Source organism: Clostridium sp. MF28, from assembly GCF_002969175.1.
Lineage (GTDB): Bacteria > Bacillota > Clostridia > Clostridiales > Clostridiaceae > Clostridium > Clostridium beijerinckii.
Map to the genome: position 1 here is coordinate 3574995 of NZ_CP014331.1, position 18956 is coordinate 3593950.

An 18956-nucleotide genomic window follows, 5' to 3' on the forward strand; every position below is an offset into this window, starting at 1 on the left:
ATGTCATATAAGCTATTAATAATCAATCCAGGTTCAACATCAACAAAGATTGGTGTTTACGAAGGAGAAAAGGAACTATTTGAAGAAACTTTAAGACACACAAATGAAGAAATAAAGAGATATGATACAATATATGATCAATTCGAATTTAGAAAAGAAGTTATATTAAATGTTCTTAAAGAAAAGAATTTTGATATAAAGACTTTAAGTGCTATTGTTGGTAGAGGTGGAATGCTTAGACCAGTTGAAGGGGGAACATATGCAGTAAATGATGCAATGGTTGAAGATTTAAAAGTTGGAGTTCAAGGACCTCACGCTTCTAACCTTGGCGGAATAATTGCTAAGTCAATTGGAGATGAATTAAATATTCCATCATTTATAGTAGATCCAGTTGTTACAGATGAGTTAGCGGATGTAGCAAGACTATCTGGAGTACCAGAATTACCAAGAAAAAGTAAATTCCATGCTTTAAATCAAAAAGCAGTAGCTAAAAGATATGGAAAAGAAAGTGGACAAGGATATGAAAACCTAAATCTTGTAGTTGTACATATGGGTGGAGGCGTTTCGGTTGGTGCTCACAATCATGGGAAAGTTGTCGATGTAAATAATGCATTAGATGGAGATGGCCCATTCTCACCAGAAAGAGCTGGATCAGTTCCAATTGGTGATTTAGTTAAAATGTGTTTTAGTGGAAAATATAGTGAAGCAGAAGTATATGGCAAGGTTGTAGGAAAAGGTGGATTTGTTGGTTATCTAAACACAAATGATGTAAAAGGTGTTATTGATAAGATGGAAGAAGGAGATAAAGAATGTGAATCAATATACAAAGCATTTGTTTATCAAATTTCAAAAGCAATCGGAGAAATGTCAGTTGTATTAGAAGGTAAAGTTGATCAAATTATTTTTACCGGAGGAATTGCATACTCACCAACACTTGTTCCAGACCTTAAAGCAAAAGTTGAATGGATAGCCCCAGTTACAGTTTATCCTGGAGAAGATGAATTACTTGCTCTAGCTCAAGGTGCTATAAGAGTACTTGATGGAGAAGAACAAGCTAAGGTTTACTAGACGTAAAGATGCACCTAGAGATATTTTCTAGGTGTATTTTTTTACATAAAATTCGCATATGTATATCGCTAAACTGTGACCAAATGATATAATAAAATAATCGTAATGATATTTAGTAAAGAATAAGTTTAATTGGGGTATGATATGGATAGATTTAATTGTATTTTGAATGACACAGAATATATATATTATCTAAAAAGAAATAAAAAGTTTGAAAAAGATAGAAAGTTCTGCAAGCATAATTTAAAGCACTTTTTAGATGTAGCACGAATAGCACAATTAATAAATATTGAAGAAAGTTTAGGATTTAACAAAGAAATCATATATACGACTGCAATTCTCCATGATATAGGAAAGTCGCTTCAGTATGAAAATGGAACACCTCATGAAATAGCATCATGGGAGATTTCAAAAGAAATTTTACATAATTACAGATATAATGAGGAAGAAATTGAAATTATAAGACAAGGAATACTAGGCCATAGAGATAAAAAAAGTGAAAACTTTGCACAGCTCATGTATAGAGCAGATAAACTCTCACGGCTATGTATTAGCTGTAAGTCTATTGATGAATGTAATTGGGGAGATGAAAAGAAAAATTTTAAAATATATTATTAGAAGGAGCTATAAGTTAATGAAAATAGGAAGTAAGGAATTTAATATAGGGGAAAAAACATATATTATGGGAATATTAAATTTTACTCCAGATTCTTTCTCAGATGGAGGAAAATTTAATGACATCGATGTTGCTGTAAAACATGTGAAAGAAATGATAGATGATGGAGCTGACATAATAGATGTAGGAGGGGAATCTACAAGGCCGGGATATAAGATAGTAAGTGAAGAAGAAGAAATTTCAAGAGTTGTACCTATAATAAAAGCTATAAAAGAAAATTTTGATATATCAGTATCAATAGATACATATAAAGCTAAAGTTGCAGAGCAGGCAATACAAGCTGGTGCTGACCTTATTAATGATATATGGGGATTTAAAAAAGATAAAGATATGGCAAAAGTTGCGGCAAAATATAATGTACCTTGTTGTCTAATGCATAATAGAGATAATACAGATTATAAAAATTTAGTGGAAGATATATTAAATGATCTGAAAGAATGTATTAATATTGCTAAGGATGCTGGAGTAAAAGATGAAAATATAATATTAGATCCAGGTATAGGTTTCGGAAAGACCTATGAACAAAATTTAGAAACTATGAATAACTTAGAAAGAATCAAGGACTTGGGATATCCGATATTACTTGGCACTTCCAGAAAGTCTATGATAGGGTTAGCTCTTAATTTACCTGTAGAGGAAAGAATAGAGGGGACAGTTGCAACAACAGTTATTGGAATAATGAAAGATGCTTGCGATTTTGTAAGAGTTCATGATGTGCTTGAAAATTCAAGAGCAGCAAAGATGACTGATGCAATCGTAAGAAGATAGGATGGATGAGTTTTGGATAAGATGTATATAAGAGAGCTAGAGTTATTTGGATTTCATGGAGTTTTCGAAGAGGAAAAAAGATTAGGTCAAAAGTTCATTTTATCTTTTGAGCTAGACATAGATTTGAAATTAGCAGGAAAAACTGGAGATTTAACTAAAACAGTTCATTATGGTGAATTGTGTGAAAAAATTGAAGATGAATTTAAAAGAAAGAACTATGAGCTTATAGAAACAGCAACTTTAAATTTAGCTGACTTTATTCTTAACGAATATAAGATAATAGAAGGTGTTAAGGTGTTTTTAAAAAAGCCTTGGGCACCTATAAAAAAACATTTAGATACTGTAGAAATAATGATTGAAAGAAGAAGGCACAAAGCATATATAAGTTTAGGATCTAATATTGGGAATAAAGAACAGTATTTAGAGGACGCAATAAATAAAATATCTGCAGAAAAAAATATTGAAATAATAAGAAAGTCATCGTTTATTAAAACAAAACCATGGGGATACTTAGAACAGGAAGATTTTTTAAATGGTGTTGTTGAAATAGAAACTATATTAGAAGCAGAGGAACTTATGGATGTATTACTTTGCATTGAAACAGATCTAGATAGAAAGAGGACTATAAAATGGGGACCTAGAACTATTGATCTGGATATTATTATATATGATTCAGTGGTTTCTTCAAATGAAAAGGTGATTCTCCCACACCCAAGAATGCATGAGAGAGAGTTTGTATTAAAACCATTAAGTGAAATAGCACCATATCTTATGCATCCTGTGCTCAATAAGAGAGTATTCACTCTTTTAGAGGAGTTAGAGAAAAGGGGAAATTAAAAACATTAAACAGCTTATTATAAGGTAGGGGTAATTTTATGAGAAGTTCACTAAAGTTTACTAACAAATTAAATATGTTATCTGAAATGGAATGTGAATCAAGGTTCCAAATCCTAGAATACGAGAATTTAGATGGAGCGACTGATGTTCAAACTGCTTTGGGACTTAACATAATGAAAAAGAGTGGGATAAAATTAAAACAAGTGAGAATATTGCTAGAAGATAGTTCGGTAACACTTGAGCCAGGTTCTTTGAGCTATATGAAAGGGAAGATTCAAATAACAAATAAATCAGGTGGGTTGTTGGGACTTGGCAAAAAGATAATATCAAGTAAACTAATAGGGGAAAGTATATTTAGGCCTACTTATAGTGGGACTGGGGAAATATTTTTAGAGCCTTCTTTTGGTCATTTTGCATTAATAGAATTAGAGGATGATGAAATAGTTGTGGGAGATAATATGTTTTATGCATGTGAAGAAGGTATAGAAATTGATGCAACAATACAAAAAAATGTATCATCAGCTTTTCTAGGGAATGAGGGGCTGTATCAAACTAGGATAGAAGGTAGCGGAATAGTTGTTCTTAAGGTCCCAGTTCCAGAAAGTGAAATATTTAAATGTATATTAATTAACGATACTTTAAAGGTGGATGGAAACTTTGCTATATTAAGGACGGGAAACATTGAATTCTCAGTGGAGAAATCATCTAAATCAATTATAGGAACTGCAGTTAGTGGAGAAGGTATGGTTAATGTATATAGAGGCACCGGAGAAGTTTGGCTAGTACCTACAAAAAGCATATACAAGGATTTAAATATTAAAGGATTGGACGCGATAAGTGGTATAAACGCAGAAAGTAATGTTGAAGATCTATAATTAGAATATATCAATATATTATTATAAATTTAATTAAAGAAGAAGTGTATTATAAATTTTATTTTGTAATAAGCTTCTTTTTTTGTTTTACGGATTTTATATAATCCATATTAATATATGCTTTGATATATTAAAGTTGTAAAGTAAGCTTTAGATGGTTATAATTAAAGAGAAAATAAGTATTACAAGAGGTGATAAAGTGAGTTCTTTAGAGTCAAAGCTAAAAAGTAAAGAATTAGATTTATTTTTTAAATCAATTTTAGAACTTAAAAATATAGATGAATGCTATAAATTCTTTGAAGATGTAGCGACAATAAATGAAGTTAAATCATTAGCACAAAGATTACATGTAGCAAAGCTGCTTAAATGTAAAAAGACTTACTCAGAAATAGCTGAAATAACTGGAGCGAGCACTGCAACGATTAGTAGAGTTAATAGATGTTTGAACTATGGCAGTGATGGATATAATTTAGTTTTAGAAAGATTAAAAGATGAAAATATAGACTAAATAGACGCTGATTCTAAAAATATTATTCTTATGTGTAATTGATTGTAAAATAGTAATATTATAACAGAAAGAGAAGATTGTAAATACGTGTTAAAAATATTATACTATTTAAGGTAGGCACTGAAGAAATTACAAATAATATTATCCATTGTAAGTGATTAAGTATATTATAGTAATTGAGTGACTATAACAGAATAAAAAAGTGAGGTAAAATTATGGGTAGAATGTTTGGAACTGATGGAGTTAGAGGAGTTGCAAATACAGAATTAACAGCAAGAATTGCGTATGATCTTGGAAGAGCAGGAGCATATGTATTAACAGAAGGAGCTCATAAGCCTAAAATATTAGTGGCAAAAGATACAAGAATATCAGGAGATATGTTAGAATCAGCATTAATAGCAGGAATATTATCAGTTGGAGCTGAAGCAATAGTGCTTGGAGTAGTACCTACACCAGCTGTTGCATACTTAACAAGGAAATATGGAGCAGATGCGGGTGTTATGATTTCTGCATCACATAATCCAGTAGAATATAATGGGATTAAGTTCTTTAACGATAAAGGATACAAGCTTTCGGATGAATTGGAAGATGAGATTCAAAGAGTCATTGAAAGTGATTTTGAAGGAGTTCCAAGTCCAATAGGCACAGATTTGGGTAGAGAGACAATTGAAGTGTCAGCATTAGATGATTATATAGAATTTGCTAAAAACACTATACCTTATAGCTTGAAGGGATTAAAGATAGCATTAGATTGTGCCAATGGAGCTGCATATAAATCATCAGTAAAAGCGTTTAGAGAACTAGGCGCTGATGTATTTGTAATTAATGACAATCCAGACGGAACAAACATAAATGAAAATTGTGGATCTACACATCCAGAAGAATTAATGGAATATGTAATTAAAAAGAAATGCGATTTAGGTTTTGCTTTTGATGGAGATGCAGATAGATGTTTAGCTGTTGATGAAAAAGGTAATTTAATAAATGGTGATTTTATATTAATGTTATGTGCAAAATATTTAAAAGAACTTGGTAAGTTAAAAGATGATACATTAGTTGTAACTGTAATGAGTAATCTTGGATTAGATATTGCATGCAAAAATGAAAAAATAAACATTGTTAAGACTGCTGTTGGAGATAGATATGTTTTAGAAGAAATGGTTAAAAACAAATATGTCTTAGGTGGAGAACAATCAGGTCATGTTATATTCTTAGATTATAATTCGACTGGAGATGGATTAGTAACAGCGCTTCAAATTGCAGGGATAGTTAAGAAAAAGGAAAAAGCATTATCTGAATTATGTTCAATAATGAAGGAATTACCACAAGTTTTAGCTAATGCAACAATACCAAACGATAAAAAAGATTTATATTTGACAGATGATGAAATACAAAACGAAATAAGAAAAATAGAAGCAGCTTTAAATGGTGTTGGAAGAGTACTTATAAGACCCTCTGGAACTGAACCGCTAGTAAGAGTAATGCTTGAAGGAGAAAATCAAGCTGAGATAGATGAAATGGCTCATAATTTAGCAAACTTAATCGAGAAGAAATATAATTAATTAAATAAAGTATATATAATTTTGTTAAGAGGAACTCTATTAAATGAGTTCCTTTTTATTTATTTACCCAAAATAAATAAAACTAATTTTAAATTACTATAAGTTTATAAAGTTGCTTGAAAATTTGTCTTTTTACATATAATTTTTTATGAATAACAAATGAACAATAAGGGGATAAATAGATTAATACATAAAATAATAATACGTTGATAAAGGAGGCATTTATATGGACAAAGAACCTTATAATGAATATCTAGTAGTGATGCCAACCGGTAATTGCAAGGGATTTAATGATATAGAAGGAGTAAAAGCATATATTAATATGTATTATGAATTGCGTCTTGATGATGTTTTTCATAAGGATGGTTATAATGATGCTACTGAAATAGGTGGAGATGAATATAGGTACAACGTATTTACGCAGTTAGGTGCCGAAGAGGGAGCAAAATGCGAAATATATAAAACAGTGTCATTCATTGAAGAAATTAATAAAGAGTTAGTTTTTGAAGATGAGAAGGAAGAGATAATTTCAAAGTTATGTGAAGCAAAAATAAATTTTAACATATATGATTATAGTTTAGATGCAGTTTTAGCAAACATTCAAGAAGTTGAATATATGGATGATTATGGAACAAAGATTAGCAGGATGTAGTACTCTAAATTAAAAAAACAATAAAAGTGACCTTATTTAAATTGTTAATTTAAGCTACTATAAAAATTAATACAATTAAATTAAGCCTTTGTGTATTGGCAAATAGTTAAAAAAACATATAAAAAAATGATAAATAGTTAATTTTCATATATTGTAAATATATAAAAAAATGATAATGAAAAATATATAATTAAAATGTTGACAACAATAAAAACCGAGAGTACAATTTAGTCTAACAGGAAAATCAAATAGGTCCTTAAGCTATAAAATGCTAAGATGGAGAAAATTATTTAGTAGATAAGTTGCAGAGAGTCGATGGCTGGTGAGAATCGATACTTTAGCTCTATAATTATCACTCCTGAGCAGAATCCAGAAAGAGGAATAACGTTCCTTGAGTAAAAGATATCCGGTGTGCATCCGTTATATGCAAGGGTTTGTTAGAACCTAGTGATATTATGTAAGGCGGAATATTATCCCACTTCTTATGATTTATATCATTAAGGGTGGATTTTTTTAACCATTTTTAAGGGGGGAAGGCAATGGAGAAGCATGTATTATCTGTCTTAGTAAAGAATTCATCTGGTGTTTTGAGTAGAGTCAGTGGATTGTTTTCAAGAAGAGGATACAATATCGATAGTTTAACTGTTGGTAGAACTGAAGATCCTTCAATTTCGAGAATGACAATTACACTTATGGGAGACGAGAATGTATTAGAACAGGTTAAGAAGCAGCTAAATAAATTAGAAGATGTTATAAGGGTTATAAACTTTAAAGCTGATGACTCTGTTTATAGGGAATTGGTGCTAATTAAGGTAAAGGCAAGTGCAGAAAACAGAGCCGCAATAAATGAAACTGTAAATATTTTTAGAAGCAAGATAATTGACCTGTCTACAGACACTTTAACGATAGAATTAACTGGGGATGAAAATAAAATATCAGCATTAATAAACCTGATGGAGGAGTATGGAATAGAAGAATTGGTTAGAACAGGTGTGACAGCACTACAAAGAGGGGAAAAAACTATAAGAAATTCCATTGAATCTTATTAATGTACATTAAATAAAGATAATCTAAAAGCAATAAGGCAATAAAATGAAAAGGGGGATAATCATATATGGCTCAGAATCAGGTGAAAATATTTGATTCGACTCTAAGAGATGGAGCCCAAGGTCAAGGAATTTCATTTTCATTAGAAGATAAAATTAAAATAGTAAAAGTTTTGGATGAGATGAAAGTTGATTACATTGAAGCTGGTAATCCAGGATCAAATCCAAAAGATATGGAATTCTTTAAAAGGCTTAAGGATGTGGAACTTAAGAATGCAAAGGTCGTAGCATTTGGATCTACACGAAGACCTAAAATTAACGTAGAAGATGACAAAAATCTAAAAGACTTACTGTCATCAGGGGCAGACACAATTGTCGTATTTGGGAAGTCATGGGACTTTCAAGTAACAGATATTATAAAAACTTCTTTAAGTGAGAATGTAAATATGATAAAAGACACAATTGAGTATTTGTGTTTTAAGGGGAAAGAAGTAATATTTGATGCAGAACATTTTTATGATGGATATAAAGCCAACAAAGAGTATGCGATGGCAACTTTAAAGGCAGCAGAAGAAGCAGGGGCAAAAGTAGTTGTACTATGTGACACTAACGGAGGGGCTTTACCTCAAGAGATATATAGTATAACTAAAACCATAAAAGAAACAGTGAAGGTTGAGCTTGGAATTCATAGTCATGACGATATGGGGATGGCAGTTGCAAATTCGATCATGGCAGTGGAGGCAGGAGCGAGTCAGATTCAAGGAACTTTTATTGGAATAGGAGAAAGATGCGGGAATGCTAATTTAAGCACAATAATACCTACATTAAAACTAAAGCTTGGATATAAAGTTTTAAATGATAACGAGCTAGTAAATCTAACAAAAACATCTAGGTATATTGCTGAAATTTGTAATATCACTTTATCAGATGAAGATCCATTTGTAGGAAATTCAGCGTTTGCTCATAAAGGCGGAATGCATATAGATGCAGTAACTAAATCACCAAAGTCATATGAACATATAGAGCCAGAATTGGTAGGGAATAAGAGGCGCTTTTTAGTATCTGAGGTAAGTGGCAAAAGTACAATTTTACAGGAAATACAAAAGATATTTCCTAATATATCTAAGGATGATAAATCAGTTCAAAAGATTACAGATAGATTGAAAGAACTAGAATATGATGGGTATCAGTTTGAAGGAGCAGAAGGAACAGTTGAATTAGTTATAAGAAAAATTATTGGAAAGTACAAACCGTTCTTTAAATTGAATCATTTTAAGATCATTGGTGAACAACCCTATGGATCAGAGGAGTTCTCATCAACAGCAGTAATAAACATTACAGTTGATGGACAAAATGAGATGACAGCAGCAGAAGGCGAAGGACCAGTGAATGCTTTAGATAAGGCTATTAGGAAAGCACTAGAAGTTTTTTATCCAGAATTAAAACAGGCAAGATTAGTGGATTATAAAGTTAGAGTTTTGGATTCAGAAAGTGCAACTGAGGCAAAGGTAAGAGTATTAATTGAATCAACAGATGGGATTGAAAGTTGGAGTACTGTTGGGGTATCTCGGGATGTAATTCAAGCTAGTTGGATAGCTCTAGTAGATTCAATAGAATATAAATTAATAAAAGATATTGAAAGAAAAGTAAAAGCATATTTTTAAGGGGGATTAAAACATGGGAATGACAATGACTCAAAAAATCTTAGCAGCTCATGCGGGATTGGAAGCTGTAAAAGCTGGACAATTAATTGAAGCAAATCTTGATTTAGTATTAGGAAATGATATTACAACGCCAGTTGCTGTAAATGAATTTAAGAAGTTTGGAACAGATAAAGTATTTAGTAAAAGCCAAATTGCTATAGTACCAGATCACTTTACTCCTAACAAAGACATAAAGGCAGCAGAACAAGTTAAATATATTAGAGAATTTGCTCAAAATATGGAGATAGAAAATTTCTTTGAAGTAGGAGAAATGGGAATTGAACATTGCTTACTTCCTGAAAAAGGTCTAGTAGTTGCTGGAGATGTTGTTATAGGAGCTGATTCACATACATGTACTTATGGAGCACTTGGGGCTTTTTCAACAGGAATAGGATCAACTGATATGGCAGCTGGTATGGCTACAGGAAAGTGTTGGTTTAAGGTTCCATCTGCTTTAAAATTCGTACTTAAGAATAAACCAGCAAAATGGATAAGTGGTAAGGATATAATCTTACACATAATCGGAATGATTGGTGTTGACGGTGCTCTATATAAATCAATGGAATTTGTAGGTGATGGCTTACAATATCTTTCAATGGATGATAGATTTACAATGGCAAATATGGCAATAGAGGCTGGTGGAAAGAATGGAATTTTCCCAGTTGATGATAAAACAGAAGAATATTTAAAAGATCATGCTTCTAGAGAATGGAAGGTTTATGAAGCTGACGAAGATGCAGAATATGATAAAGTATTTGAAATTGATTTAAGTGAATTAAGACCAACAGTTTCATTTCCTCATTTACCAGACAATACAAGAACAATTGATAATACTGGAGATGTAGTTATTGATCAGGTTGTAATTGGATCATGCACAAATGGTAGGATTTCAGATTTAAGAATAGCTAGAGATATCTTAAAAGGAAAGAAAGTTAAAAAGGGTATCAGATGTATAGTTATCCCTGGAACTCAAAAAATTTATTTACAAGCAATAAAAGAAGGAATAGTTACTGACTTGGTAGAGGCTGGAGCTGCATTTTCAACACCGACTTGTGGACCATGTTTAGGTGGACATATGGGAATCTTAGCTAAAGGTGAAAGATGTGTATCGACAACAAATAGAAATTTTGTAGGAAGAATGGGGCATGTTGAGTCAGAAGTATATCTAGCAAGTCCAGCAGTGGCAGCAGCGTCTGCTTTAACCGGAAAAATAACTGATCCTGAATTAGTGTAGGAGGTATTTAGTAATGAGCGTAAAAGGTAAAGTATTCAAATATGGTGATAATGTAGATACAGACGTAATAATTCCAGCAAGATATTTAAACACTTCGGATGCTAAAGAACTTGCTGCACATTGTATGGAAGATATAGATGTGGATTTCGTTAAAAATGTAAAGAGTGGAGATATAATTGTTGCAAATAAGAATTTTGGATGTGGTTCTTCAAGAGAACATGCACCTTTAGCAATTAAAACAGCAGGGGTTAGCTGCGTTATTGCATCAACTTTCGCAAGAATATTTTATAGAAATGCAATCAATATTGGGTTACCAATTTTAGAATGTGATGAAGCTGTAAAAAATATTGATGCAGGAGATGAATTAGAAGTTGATTTCTCAACAGGTCTTATTAAAAATTTAACTAAGAGCCAAGAGTATCAAGGGGAAGCATTCCCTGAATTTATGCAAAAGATCATCGATAATGATGGATTGATTGGATATATAAGAAATAGATAGAAAAATTGATTATTAAAAGAAGAATTAAATTAAACTAATATATTTTCTTAAGATAAAGATACTAATAACTAGAATTAAAAATTAAATTTTGATTAAAAAGCAATAAGAAATAGGTAATTATTAAGAGGGGGATTATCATAATGAAATGTAATATAGCTGTAATACCAGGGGATGGAATTGGCCCAGAAGTGATAGATGAAACAATAAAGGTTTTAAAAGTTATTGGAGATAAATTTGGGCATAGATTTGAATATGAATATGTATTAGCAGGTGGATGCGCTATTGATAAAGAAGGAACTCCGCTTCCAGAAGCAACTTTAGAAGCATGTAAAAAAAGTGATGCAGTTCTACTCGGAGCTGTTGGAGGCCCTAAGTGGGATGATCCTACTGCTAAAATAAGACCAGAGCAAGCACTACTAGGATTAAGGGGTGCATTAAATCTTTATTGTAATTTAAGACCAGCAGTACTATATGCTCCACTAAAAAATGAATCACCACTTAAAGATAGCATTGTTAAAGATGGGATAGATATCTGCATAGTTAGAGAATTAACAGGTGGAATTTACTTTGGAGAAAGAGGATTGGAAGAAGTAGATGGAGTAAAGAGTGCTTATGACACTGAAAGATATAATGTAAATGAAATAACTAGAATTGCTAAAATAGGATTTGAAACAGCAATGAAAAGAAATAAGAAACTTACAAGTGTAGATAAAGCTAACATATTAGAAAGTTCTAGACTTTGGAGAAGTGTAGTTAACGAGATGGCTAAGGATTACCCAGAAGTTGAAGTAAATCATTTGTATGTTGATAATACTGCTATGCAGTTAGTAAAAGATCCAAATCAATTTGATGTAATTGTAACTTCAAATATATTTGGAGATATATTATCAGATGAAGCAAGTATGGTTACAGGTTCAATAGGTATGTTACCTTCAGCATCGCTTGGGGAAGGAACTCTTGGAATGTATGAACCAATTCATGGAAGTGCTCCTGATATCGCAGGACAAGGAATTGCTAATCCGTTAGCAACTATTCTTTCGGCAGCAATGATGCTTAGGTATAGTTTTTCATTAGAGGAAGAAGCAAAATCTATTGAAAATGCAGTTTTAGCAGTTCTTGAAGATGGATATAGAACTGGAGATATAATGACTGAAGGTAAGAAGAAAGTTGGAACAATTGAAATGGGAAATCTAGTTCGCGAGAAATTAGAGGCAACAAAATAGAATCTAAATCAATTTATACATTGCTAGTTATCAAACAGAGATCATTTTATAAGCAAAGGAGTGAATAAAATGTTATTGACGGGGGCTGAAATATTAATAAAGTCATTGCTTGATGAAGGGGTAGAGACTATATTTGGATATCCAGGTGGGGCGGTATTAAATATATATGATGAGTTATACAAATATAAGGATAAAATTCGTCATGTTCTTACTTGTCATGAGCAGGGAGCATCACATGCGGCTGATGGATATGCAAGGGCCACTGGAAAAGTTGGAGTTTGTCTTGCAACTTCAGGACCTGGAGCTACCAACTTAGTAACAGGTATTGCTACTGCATATATGGATTCAATTCCAATGGTTGCTATTACGGGAAATGTGGCAAAGCCATTACTTGGAAAGGATAGTTTTCAAGAGGTTGATATAACTGGAATCACAATGCCTATAACAAAACATAATTATATTGTAAGGGATATTAATGAACTTCAGGACGTAATAAGGGAAGCCTTTTATATAGCTCAGGAAGGTAGACCGGGTCCGGTATTAATAGATATTCCAAAAGATATTACTGCTGAAAAAACTCAATATAATAAAATAATTCCTAAAGAGGTAATTAGAAAATCAGAGCATATTACAGAAAAATCATTACAGGAAGCTGTTGAGTTAATAAATCAAAGCAAGAGACCTCTTATATATGCAGGCGGAGGTATAGGTATATCTGGAGCAACATCTGAATTAATAAAATTTGCGGAAAAGATAAATTGTCCTGTATCAACATCGCTTATGTGTATGTCTGAGTTTCCAAATGATCATGAATTATATACTGGTATGATAGGAATGCATGGAACAAAAGCATCAAATATTGCTGCAACTAAATGTGATTTATTAATAACTCTGGGAGCTAGATTTAGTGATAGAGTTATAAGTAATCAAAATCATATAAAAAATGCAAAGATATTACAAATAGATGTTGATCCAGCAGAAATAAATAAAAATATAAAAGTCGATACATGTATAGTAGGAGATTTAAAGGTGGCACTGAATCAATTAATACCAATAATTGATGAAAAGAAAAATGACGAATGGTTGGATAATATAAATAATTTAAAAGAGAATAATAAATTAGTGCCATACTGTGACTTGACTCCGGAATTGTTCTTTGATAGGTTGAATAAATTAAATGACGGAAGTTTTATAATTTCTACTGAAGTTGGGCAACATCAAATGTGGACTGCTCAATATTTCAATTTTAAAAGTGAAAGAACATTTATAACATCAGGTGGACTTGGAACTATGGGATATGGTCTTGGAGCAGCAATTGGAGCTCAGATAGGCAGATTTGATAAAAGAGTATTTAATATTGCAGGAGATGGAAGTTTTGGAATGAACTGCAATGAATTAGTTACTGCTGTTAAAAACAATCTTCCATTAATTCAAGTTATTATGAATAACAATTGTTTAGGAATGGTAAGGCAATGGCAAGATTTCTTCTACGAAGGAAGATATTCTGAGACAACTTTAGATAGACCTACAGATTATGTTAAGCTTGCTGAAGCTTTTGGAGCTAAAGCATTTAGAATAACTCAAGTAGATGAAATAGACGATATACTTAGAAAAGCTCTGGATTCAGAAGGTCCAGTTCTTATAGATTATCTAATAAACAGTGATAAAAAAGTTTTTCCTATGGTTGCACCTGGTGCGCCAATTAACCAAATAATAAGTGAAGAAGATATTAATATTAACTAGGAGGTCATTAAAATGCCAAAAATGTATTACGAAAAAGACACAGATTTAAATTTATTAAGAGGAAAGAAAGTTGCTATAATAGGATATGGTAGCCAAGGGCATGCACATGCATTAAATCTTCATGAAAGTGGAGTAGATGTTGTTGTTGGATTGTATAACGGAAGTAAATCTTGGGCTAAAGCAGAAGCAGCAGGGTTGCAAGTTGCAACTGTTGCAGATGCGGCAAAAGCAGCAGATTTAATCATGATTTTATTACCAGATGAAAAGCAAGCAAAAATATATAATGAAGAAATTGCTCCAAACTTAGAAGAAGGAAATGCATTAGTCTTTGCACATGGATTTAATATACACTTCGGTCAAGTGGTTCCACCTTCATACGTTGATGTATTTATGGTTGCGCCTAAAGGTCCAGGGCATTTAGTAAGAAGAACATATACTGAAGGTGCTGGAGTACCTTGTTTAATAGCTGTACATCAGGATGCAACAGGAAAAGCTAAACAATATGCATTAGCATATGCTAATGGAATTGGAGGAGCAAGAGCAGGAGTTCTTGAAACTACATTTAAAGATGAAACAGAAACAGATTTATTCGGAGAACAAGCAGTTCTTTGTGGCGGAGTTTCAGAACTTATCAAAGCTGGCTTTGAAACTTTAGTAGAAGCAGGCTATGCTCCAGAAAATGCTTACTTTGAATGTATGCATGAAATGAAATTAATTGTTGATTTATTATATCAAGGTGGATTAAGCATGATGAGATATTCAATTTCAGATACTGCTGAATATGGAGATTACCAAATTGGTAGAAGAATCATCACAGATGAAACTAAGAAAGAAATGAAGAAAGTTCTTACTGAAATTCAAGATGGTACATTTGCTAAGAATTGGTTGTTAGAAAACCAAACTAATAGACCAGGATTTAATGCAAGAAGAAGAATGGAAGCAGAACATCCAATTGAAAAAGTTGGTAAGGAATTAAGAGGAATGATGAGCTGGATTGATACAGCTAAAGTAGACTAATATTTAATTATATGTATTAGGGTAGCAGATTTTGAATCTGCTACTTTCTTTTTTTATGAATTTATAGTTTAGCAGAATCTGTGCATAACTATTGAAAGTAATAGAAATGCAGGGGCCACGAATTAGAACATGTTATTAATTCAGAAATATTTTATATGAGAAAAGTAATTTAAGTGGTATTATGATCAACTAAATGTTTAAAAAGTATATACAATAAACTTATATGCTATAGAATTAATAAAAATGAGAATATATTACATCCAAAAATGAAGTAAAAATGATATACAAGAAAAGTAAAATAGTGTACCATATCAGTATAAAAAATCGCGTAGTCTACAATGTTTTCGGTTACGCGATTTTTTGTATTTTTAGGAAATTGAATTATAAAGGGGGAGAATAGAAAAAATGACATTTCTATTTGGCACAAATTGTACCGTGGCATAGATATTGCTACTATAAGATATTATGGAATAAAAAGTATGAAAATAAACACATCATAATTACTAAGGTGCAAAATAATTATAGTATATCGTGGAGGGATTACATGCAAAGATTAATAGAACTTATTAATAGTGAGGATAAAAAGAATCCTTATACCGATCAAGAACTTGCAGAATTCTTATCTATACCAAGGCTAAAAGTAATACAAAAAAGAAATGAACTAAATATTCCAGATTCTAGGGATAGAAGAAAAGAACTGCTATTAGCAGATCTAAGAGAAATATTGAAAAAAAATATAAATTTATCGGAACGAAAAGTAACAGAACTAATGATGGAGAGAGGCTATAATATTTCACGTAGTATTATAAGTAAAAATATTAAAGACGTTATTCAAGAGATCAAAGGGGGAAATGAGTCTACACTTCCAAATGAAACTCTAGTGATTAAAGAAAAAGATAATAATAAAAATGAGGAAAGCTTTCAAAAACTTATAGGATATAGAGGGAGTCTTAGAAATAAGATAGACCTAGCAAAAGCGGCTATATTATATCCACCGAATGGACTTCACACCTTAATTTATGGGGGCTCTGGAGTTGGGAAAAGTGAGTTGGCGGAATGTATGTATGAGTTTTCTGTATTAAGTGGAGTAAAGTCTAAAGATGCCCCTTTCATAGTATTTAATTGCGCAGACTATGCAGAAAATCCAAATTTGCTCATAGCCCAGTTGTTTGGAGTAATTAAAGGCGCATATACTGGGGCTAATTCAGATAAAGAAGGATTAGTTGAAAAAGCAAATGGGGGAATTTTATTTTTAGATGAAATTCATAGACTTCCATCGGAAGGGCAAGAGATATTGTTTTATCTTATAGATAAAGGAAAGTATAGAAGGTTAGGTGAAACTAATGTTGAACGAAAAGTAAACGTTCTTATACTGGCGGCGACTACAGAAAACCCAGAATCTAATCTACTATTGACTTTTAGAAGAAGGATACCTGTACTTATTGAATTACCTAAATTAACGGAAAGACCGTTATCTGAAAGATTAGAGGTCATAGTAATGTTTTTAACAAGAGAGGCCAGAAGAATTAATAGAAATCTCTTGGTTAAAAAGGATGTATTAACGTGCTTGATGATGTATAACTGTAAAGCTAATATAGGTCAATTAAAGAGCGATATTCAAGTTATATGTGCGAAGAGTTATGTAAAATATATGTTTAAGAATACAGATGAAGTTGTTATAGATATAGAAGATTTGAGTCTTTCAATCAAGAGTGCACTTTCAGAAGGCCAGAAAGAGAAGAAGCAAGTTAAAAATCTTGGAATAGATGACTTATATATAGATATAAAGAATGAACAAAAAAATAAAGATGAAATATACAAATATGTAAACGAAAACGAGATATATCACTATATAGAGGAACAATTTAAGAAGCTTGAATTAGAAGGAATAAAAAATGAAGAGATGGATGAAATTCTTTTAGAAAAAGTTGAGAATAAGTTAGGTAAAATTATTGATAATAAAAAGATAACTAAACTTTTAAATATTAATGAGCTAAAAACAATAGTAAGACCAGAAGTTATAAACATAACAGAAGGAATTCTTGAATTAGTGAGGGAAAAATACAAATTTATAAATAATAGTTTTTTTATTGCCTTAGCAATCCATATTAATTTTACAATTGAAAGAGTAATGAATGGAAAAGTTATAACAAAATCAAATATTCATATGGAAAAGGCAACCATGGTACAAGAAATGAAAATTGCAGAGAAAATCAGAATAATGATAGAAAAATCCACAAAGTTAAAAATTCCAAAGGAAGAAACAACGTATATAGCAATTTATATAAAGAAATTCTGTTCAGATGTGTTTAATGTAAAACCAAAGGTTAGAGTAATCATAATAACTCATGGACATGTAGCCTGTGGAATTGCAGACATTGTTAATCAATTGTTGGGGGTGGAAGATACAGTTGGTATAGAAATAGCTTTAGATGAATCTCCAGAAAGCGGTATAGAAAGAACTATTGAGTTAGTTCAGGAAATAGACGAAGGACGGGGATGTTTACTACTTGTAGATATGGGGTCATTGGGAATGTTCTCAACAATAGTGGAAGAGAGGACTGGAATCAAAACTATGAGTCTAGCTAGAGTTGACACGTTATTGGCATTAGAAGCCGTTAGAAAAGCCTCTATAGAGGGAGCAAGCTTGGAAGATATAGTTGAAATGCTAAAGGAAGTTAAAGAATATAATGGTACGTTTAAGTCAGAAATAGCAGGTAAAAAGAATAAGAAAAAAGCAATAATAACTGTTTGTTTGACTGGGGAAGGAAACTCGCTAAGTATAAAGAAATACCTTGAAAGTCATCTGAAAACAGCTAACCATAGTATAGAAATTTTTGCAATGGGGCTTATTCGTGAAAAAGATGTGGAGGCTGAAATTACTAAGATGTCAAGTGAATACGATATTGTGGCAGTATGCGGAACAATAAAAGTAAATATTGCAAACATACCATTTATAGATTATGACAGTATATTAAATGGAAGTGGAATTAATAGATTAATCAAGCTTATGGAGATACAGTTTGATAATAAGGAAATGTTAGTTTATGAGAGGCTAAACAAGCTAATATATGAAGAATTTATTTTATTAAACTTAGACTGTGTATTTAAAGAAGAAGTCATAGATAAAATGGCAGAGTTACTTGAAGAAAAGGGATTTGTAAATAATAAGTTTATGTTAAATCTATATAAAAGAGAAGCAATGGGAAATAGTGTGTTTAATAAAGAGGTAGCTATTCCCCATGGACTTCCTGAAAATATAATTAGACCAGCTATAGTTATAGCAAAACTAAATAAACCAATCCAATGGGATAACGAAACAGCGGTAGATATAGTTTTTATGTTGGCACTTAAAGAAGACAATAGAGAAGAGATAAAAAAATTGTTTTATATGGTTAGAGAAAAAAACTTAGTAAACAACGTGCGTATAGCTCAATCTGAAAAAGAGGTAAAGAAATTGTTTTCATAAAATCAAAATATTCCAAAAGTTTGGCATGAGTCTTGCGATATAAATAGCCATAAAGGTTAAGTAAAAAATAGTGTAG

General features: G+C 31.7%; 16 protein-coding genes. All 16 read left to right on the plus strand.

Annotation, left to right across the window (positions count from 1 at the left end):
* Complete coding sequence (gene buk, locus AXY43_RS15575; RefSeq protein ID WP_039772701.1) at positions 1 to 1068, plus strand: butyrate kinase; 1068 nt, start codon at positions 1 to 3, stop codon at positions 1066 to 1068.
* Positions 1069 to 1212: 144 nt separating this feature from the next.
* Entirely contained in the window at positions 1213 to 1686 is a 474-nt protein-coding gene (locus AXY43_RS15580; protein ID WP_065417057.1) for an HD domain-containing protein, read from the plus strand.
* A 16-nt stretch (positions 1687 to 1702) separates the two neighbouring features.
* The gene (folP, locus tag AXY43_RS15585; protein WP_077310029.1) at positions 1703 to 2512 is read left to right on the plus strand and encodes a dihydropteroate synthase; all 810 of its coding nucleotides are present in this window, start codon (positions 1703 to 1705) and stop codon (positions 2510 to 2512) included.
* Positions 2513 to 2524: 12 nt separating this feature from the next.
* Complete coding sequence (folK, locus tag AXY43_RS15590) at positions 2525 to 3349, plus strand: 2-amino-4-hydroxy-6-hydroxymethyldihydropteridine diphosphokinase (protein WP_105411751.1); 825 nt, start codon at positions 2525 to 2527, stop codon at positions 3347 to 3349.
* A gap of 38 nt (positions 3350 to 3387) precedes the next feature.
* Positions 3388 to 4224: an AIM24 family protein gene (locus tag AXY43_RS15595; RefSeq protein ID WP_039772695.1), complete on the plus strand. Its 837-nt coding sequence runs from the start codon at positions 3388 to 3390 to the stop codon at positions 4222 to 4224.
* A gap of 199 nt (positions 4225 to 4423) precedes the next feature.
* Positions 4424 to 4732 (plus strand): YerC/YecD family TrpR-related protein, encoded by a 309-nt coding sequence (locus tag AXY43_RS15600; RefSeq protein WP_039772824.1) that lies wholly within the window; start codon positions 4424 to 4426, stop codon positions 4730 to 4732.
* Between the two features lie 215 nt (positions 4733 to 4947).
* Positions 4948 to 6294: a phosphoglucosamine mutase gene (gene glmM, locus AXY43_RS15605; protein ID WP_105411752.1), complete on the plus strand. Its 1347-nt coding sequence runs from the start codon at positions 4948 to 4950 to the stop codon at positions 6292 to 6294.
* 226 nt (positions 6295 to 6520) lie between these two features.
* Positions 6521 to 6946 carry a hypothetical protein gene (locus AXY43_RS15610; protein ID WP_039772693.1) on the plus strand — a complete coding sequence of 142 codons (426 nt, stop codon included), beginning with the start codon at positions 6521 to 6523 and terminating at the stop codon, positions 6944 to 6946.
* 539 nt (positions 6947 to 7485) lie between these two features.
* The gene (ilvN, locus tag AXY43_RS15615) at positions 7486 to 7995 is read left to right on the plus strand and encodes an acetolactate synthase small subunit (RefSeq protein ID WP_011967564.1); all 510 of its coding nucleotides are present in this window, start codon (positions 7486 to 7488) and stop codon (positions 7993 to 7995) included.
* 65 nt (positions 7996 to 8060) lie between these two features.
* Positions 8061 to 9656, plus strand: coding sequence for a citramalate synthase (gene cimA / locus AXY43_RS15620; RefSeq protein WP_105411753.1), 1596 nt, complete (start codon positions 8061 to 8063; stop codon positions 9654 to 9656).
* Positions 9657 to 9669: 13 nt separating this feature from the next.
* Positions 9670 to 10929 (plus strand): 3-isopropylmalate dehydratase large subunit, encoded by a 1260-nt coding sequence (gene leuC / locus AXY43_RS15625; RefSeq protein WP_077869249.1) that lies wholly within the window; start codon positions 9670 to 9672, stop codon positions 10927 to 10929.
* 13 nt (positions 10930 to 10942) lie between these two features.
* Positions 10943 to 11428 carry a 3-isopropylmalate dehydratase small subunit gene (gene leuD / locus AXY43_RS15630; protein WP_017209668.1) on the plus strand — a complete coding sequence of 162 codons (486 nt, stop codon included), beginning with the start codon at positions 10943 to 10945 and terminating at the stop codon, positions 11426 to 11428.
* A 140-nt stretch (positions 11429 to 11568) separates the two neighbouring features.
* Positions 11569 to 12651 (plus strand): 3-isopropylmalate dehydrogenase, encoded by a 1083-nt coding sequence (leuB, locus tag AXY43_RS15635; protein WP_011967568.1) that lies wholly within the window; start codon positions 11569 to 11571, stop codon positions 12649 to 12651.
* A 69-nt stretch (positions 12652 to 12720) separates the two neighbouring features.
* The gene (gene ilvB, locus AXY43_RS15640; protein WP_105411754.1) at positions 12721 to 14394 is read left to right on the plus strand and encodes a biosynthetic-type acetolactate synthase large subunit; all 1674 of its coding nucleotides are present in this window, start codon (positions 12721 to 12723) and stop codon (positions 14392 to 14394) included.
* A gap of 12 nt (positions 14395 to 14406) precedes the next feature.
* Positions 14407 to 15411, plus strand: a complete 1005-nt coding sequence (gene ilvC, locus AXY43_RS15645) for a ketol-acid reductoisomerase (RefSeq protein ID WP_011967570.1) — start codon at positions 14407 to 14409, stop codon at positions 15409 to 15411.
* Between the two features lie 508 nt (positions 15412 to 15919).
* Positions 15920 to 18880 carry a sigma 54-interacting transcriptional regulator gene (locus AXY43_RS15650; protein WP_391510210.1) on the plus strand — a complete coding sequence of 987 codons (2961 nt, stop codon included), beginning with the start codon at positions 15920 to 15922 and terminating at the stop codon, positions 18878 to 18880.
* Positions 18881 to 18956 lie beyond the last annotated feature (76 nt).

Excerpts from the sequence above, each read along its gene's own strand:
- buk (WP_039772701.1), top strand. The coding sequence starts at position 1 with ATGTCATATAAGCTATTAATAATCAATCCAGGTTCAACATCAACAAAG.
- AXY43_RS15580 (WP_065417057.1), top strand. The coding sequence starts at position 1,213 with ATGGATAGATTTAATTGTATTTTGAATGACACAGAATATATATATTAT.
- folP (WP_077310029.1), top strand. The coding sequence starts at position 1,703 with ATGAAAATAGGAAGTAAGGAATTTAATATAGGGGAAAAAACATATATT.
- AXY43_RS15595 (WP_039772695.1), top strand. The coding sequence starts at position 3,388 with ATGAGAAGTTCACTAAAGTTTACTAACAAATTAAATATGTTATCTGAA.
- glmM (WP_105411752.1), top strand. The coding sequence starts at position 4,948 with ATGGGTAGAATGTTTGGAACTGATGGAGTTAGAGGAGTTGCAAATACA.
- AXY43_RS15610 (WP_039772693.1), top strand. The coding sequence starts at position 6,521 with ATGGACAAAGAACCTTATAATGAATATCTAGTAGTGATGCCAACCGGT.
- ilvN (WP_011967564.1), top strand. The coding sequence starts at position 7,486 with ATGGAGAAGCATGTATTATCTGTCTTAGTAAAGAATTCATCTGGTGTT.
- cimA (WP_105411753.1), top strand. The coding sequence starts at position 8,061 with ATGGCTCAGAATCAGGTGAAAATATTTGATTCGACTCTAAGAGATGGA.
- leuC (WP_077869249.1), top strand. The coding sequence starts at position 9,670 with ATGGGAATGACAATGACTCAAAAAATCTTAGCAGCTCATGCGGGATTG.
- leuD (WP_017209668.1), top strand. The coding sequence starts at position 10,943 with ATGAGCGTAAAAGGTAAAGTATTCAAATATGGTGATAATGTAGATACA.
- leuB (WP_011967568.1), top strand. The coding sequence starts at position 11,569 with ATGAAATGTAATATAGCTGTAATACCAGGGGATGGAATTGGCCCAGAA.
- ilvB (WP_105411754.1), top strand. The coding sequence starts at position 12,721 with ATGTTATTGACGGGGGCTGAAATATTAATAAAGTCATTGCTTGATGAA.
- ilvC (WP_011967570.1), top strand. The coding sequence starts at position 14,407 with ATGCCAAAAATGTATTACGAAAAAGACACAGATTTAAATTTATTAAGA.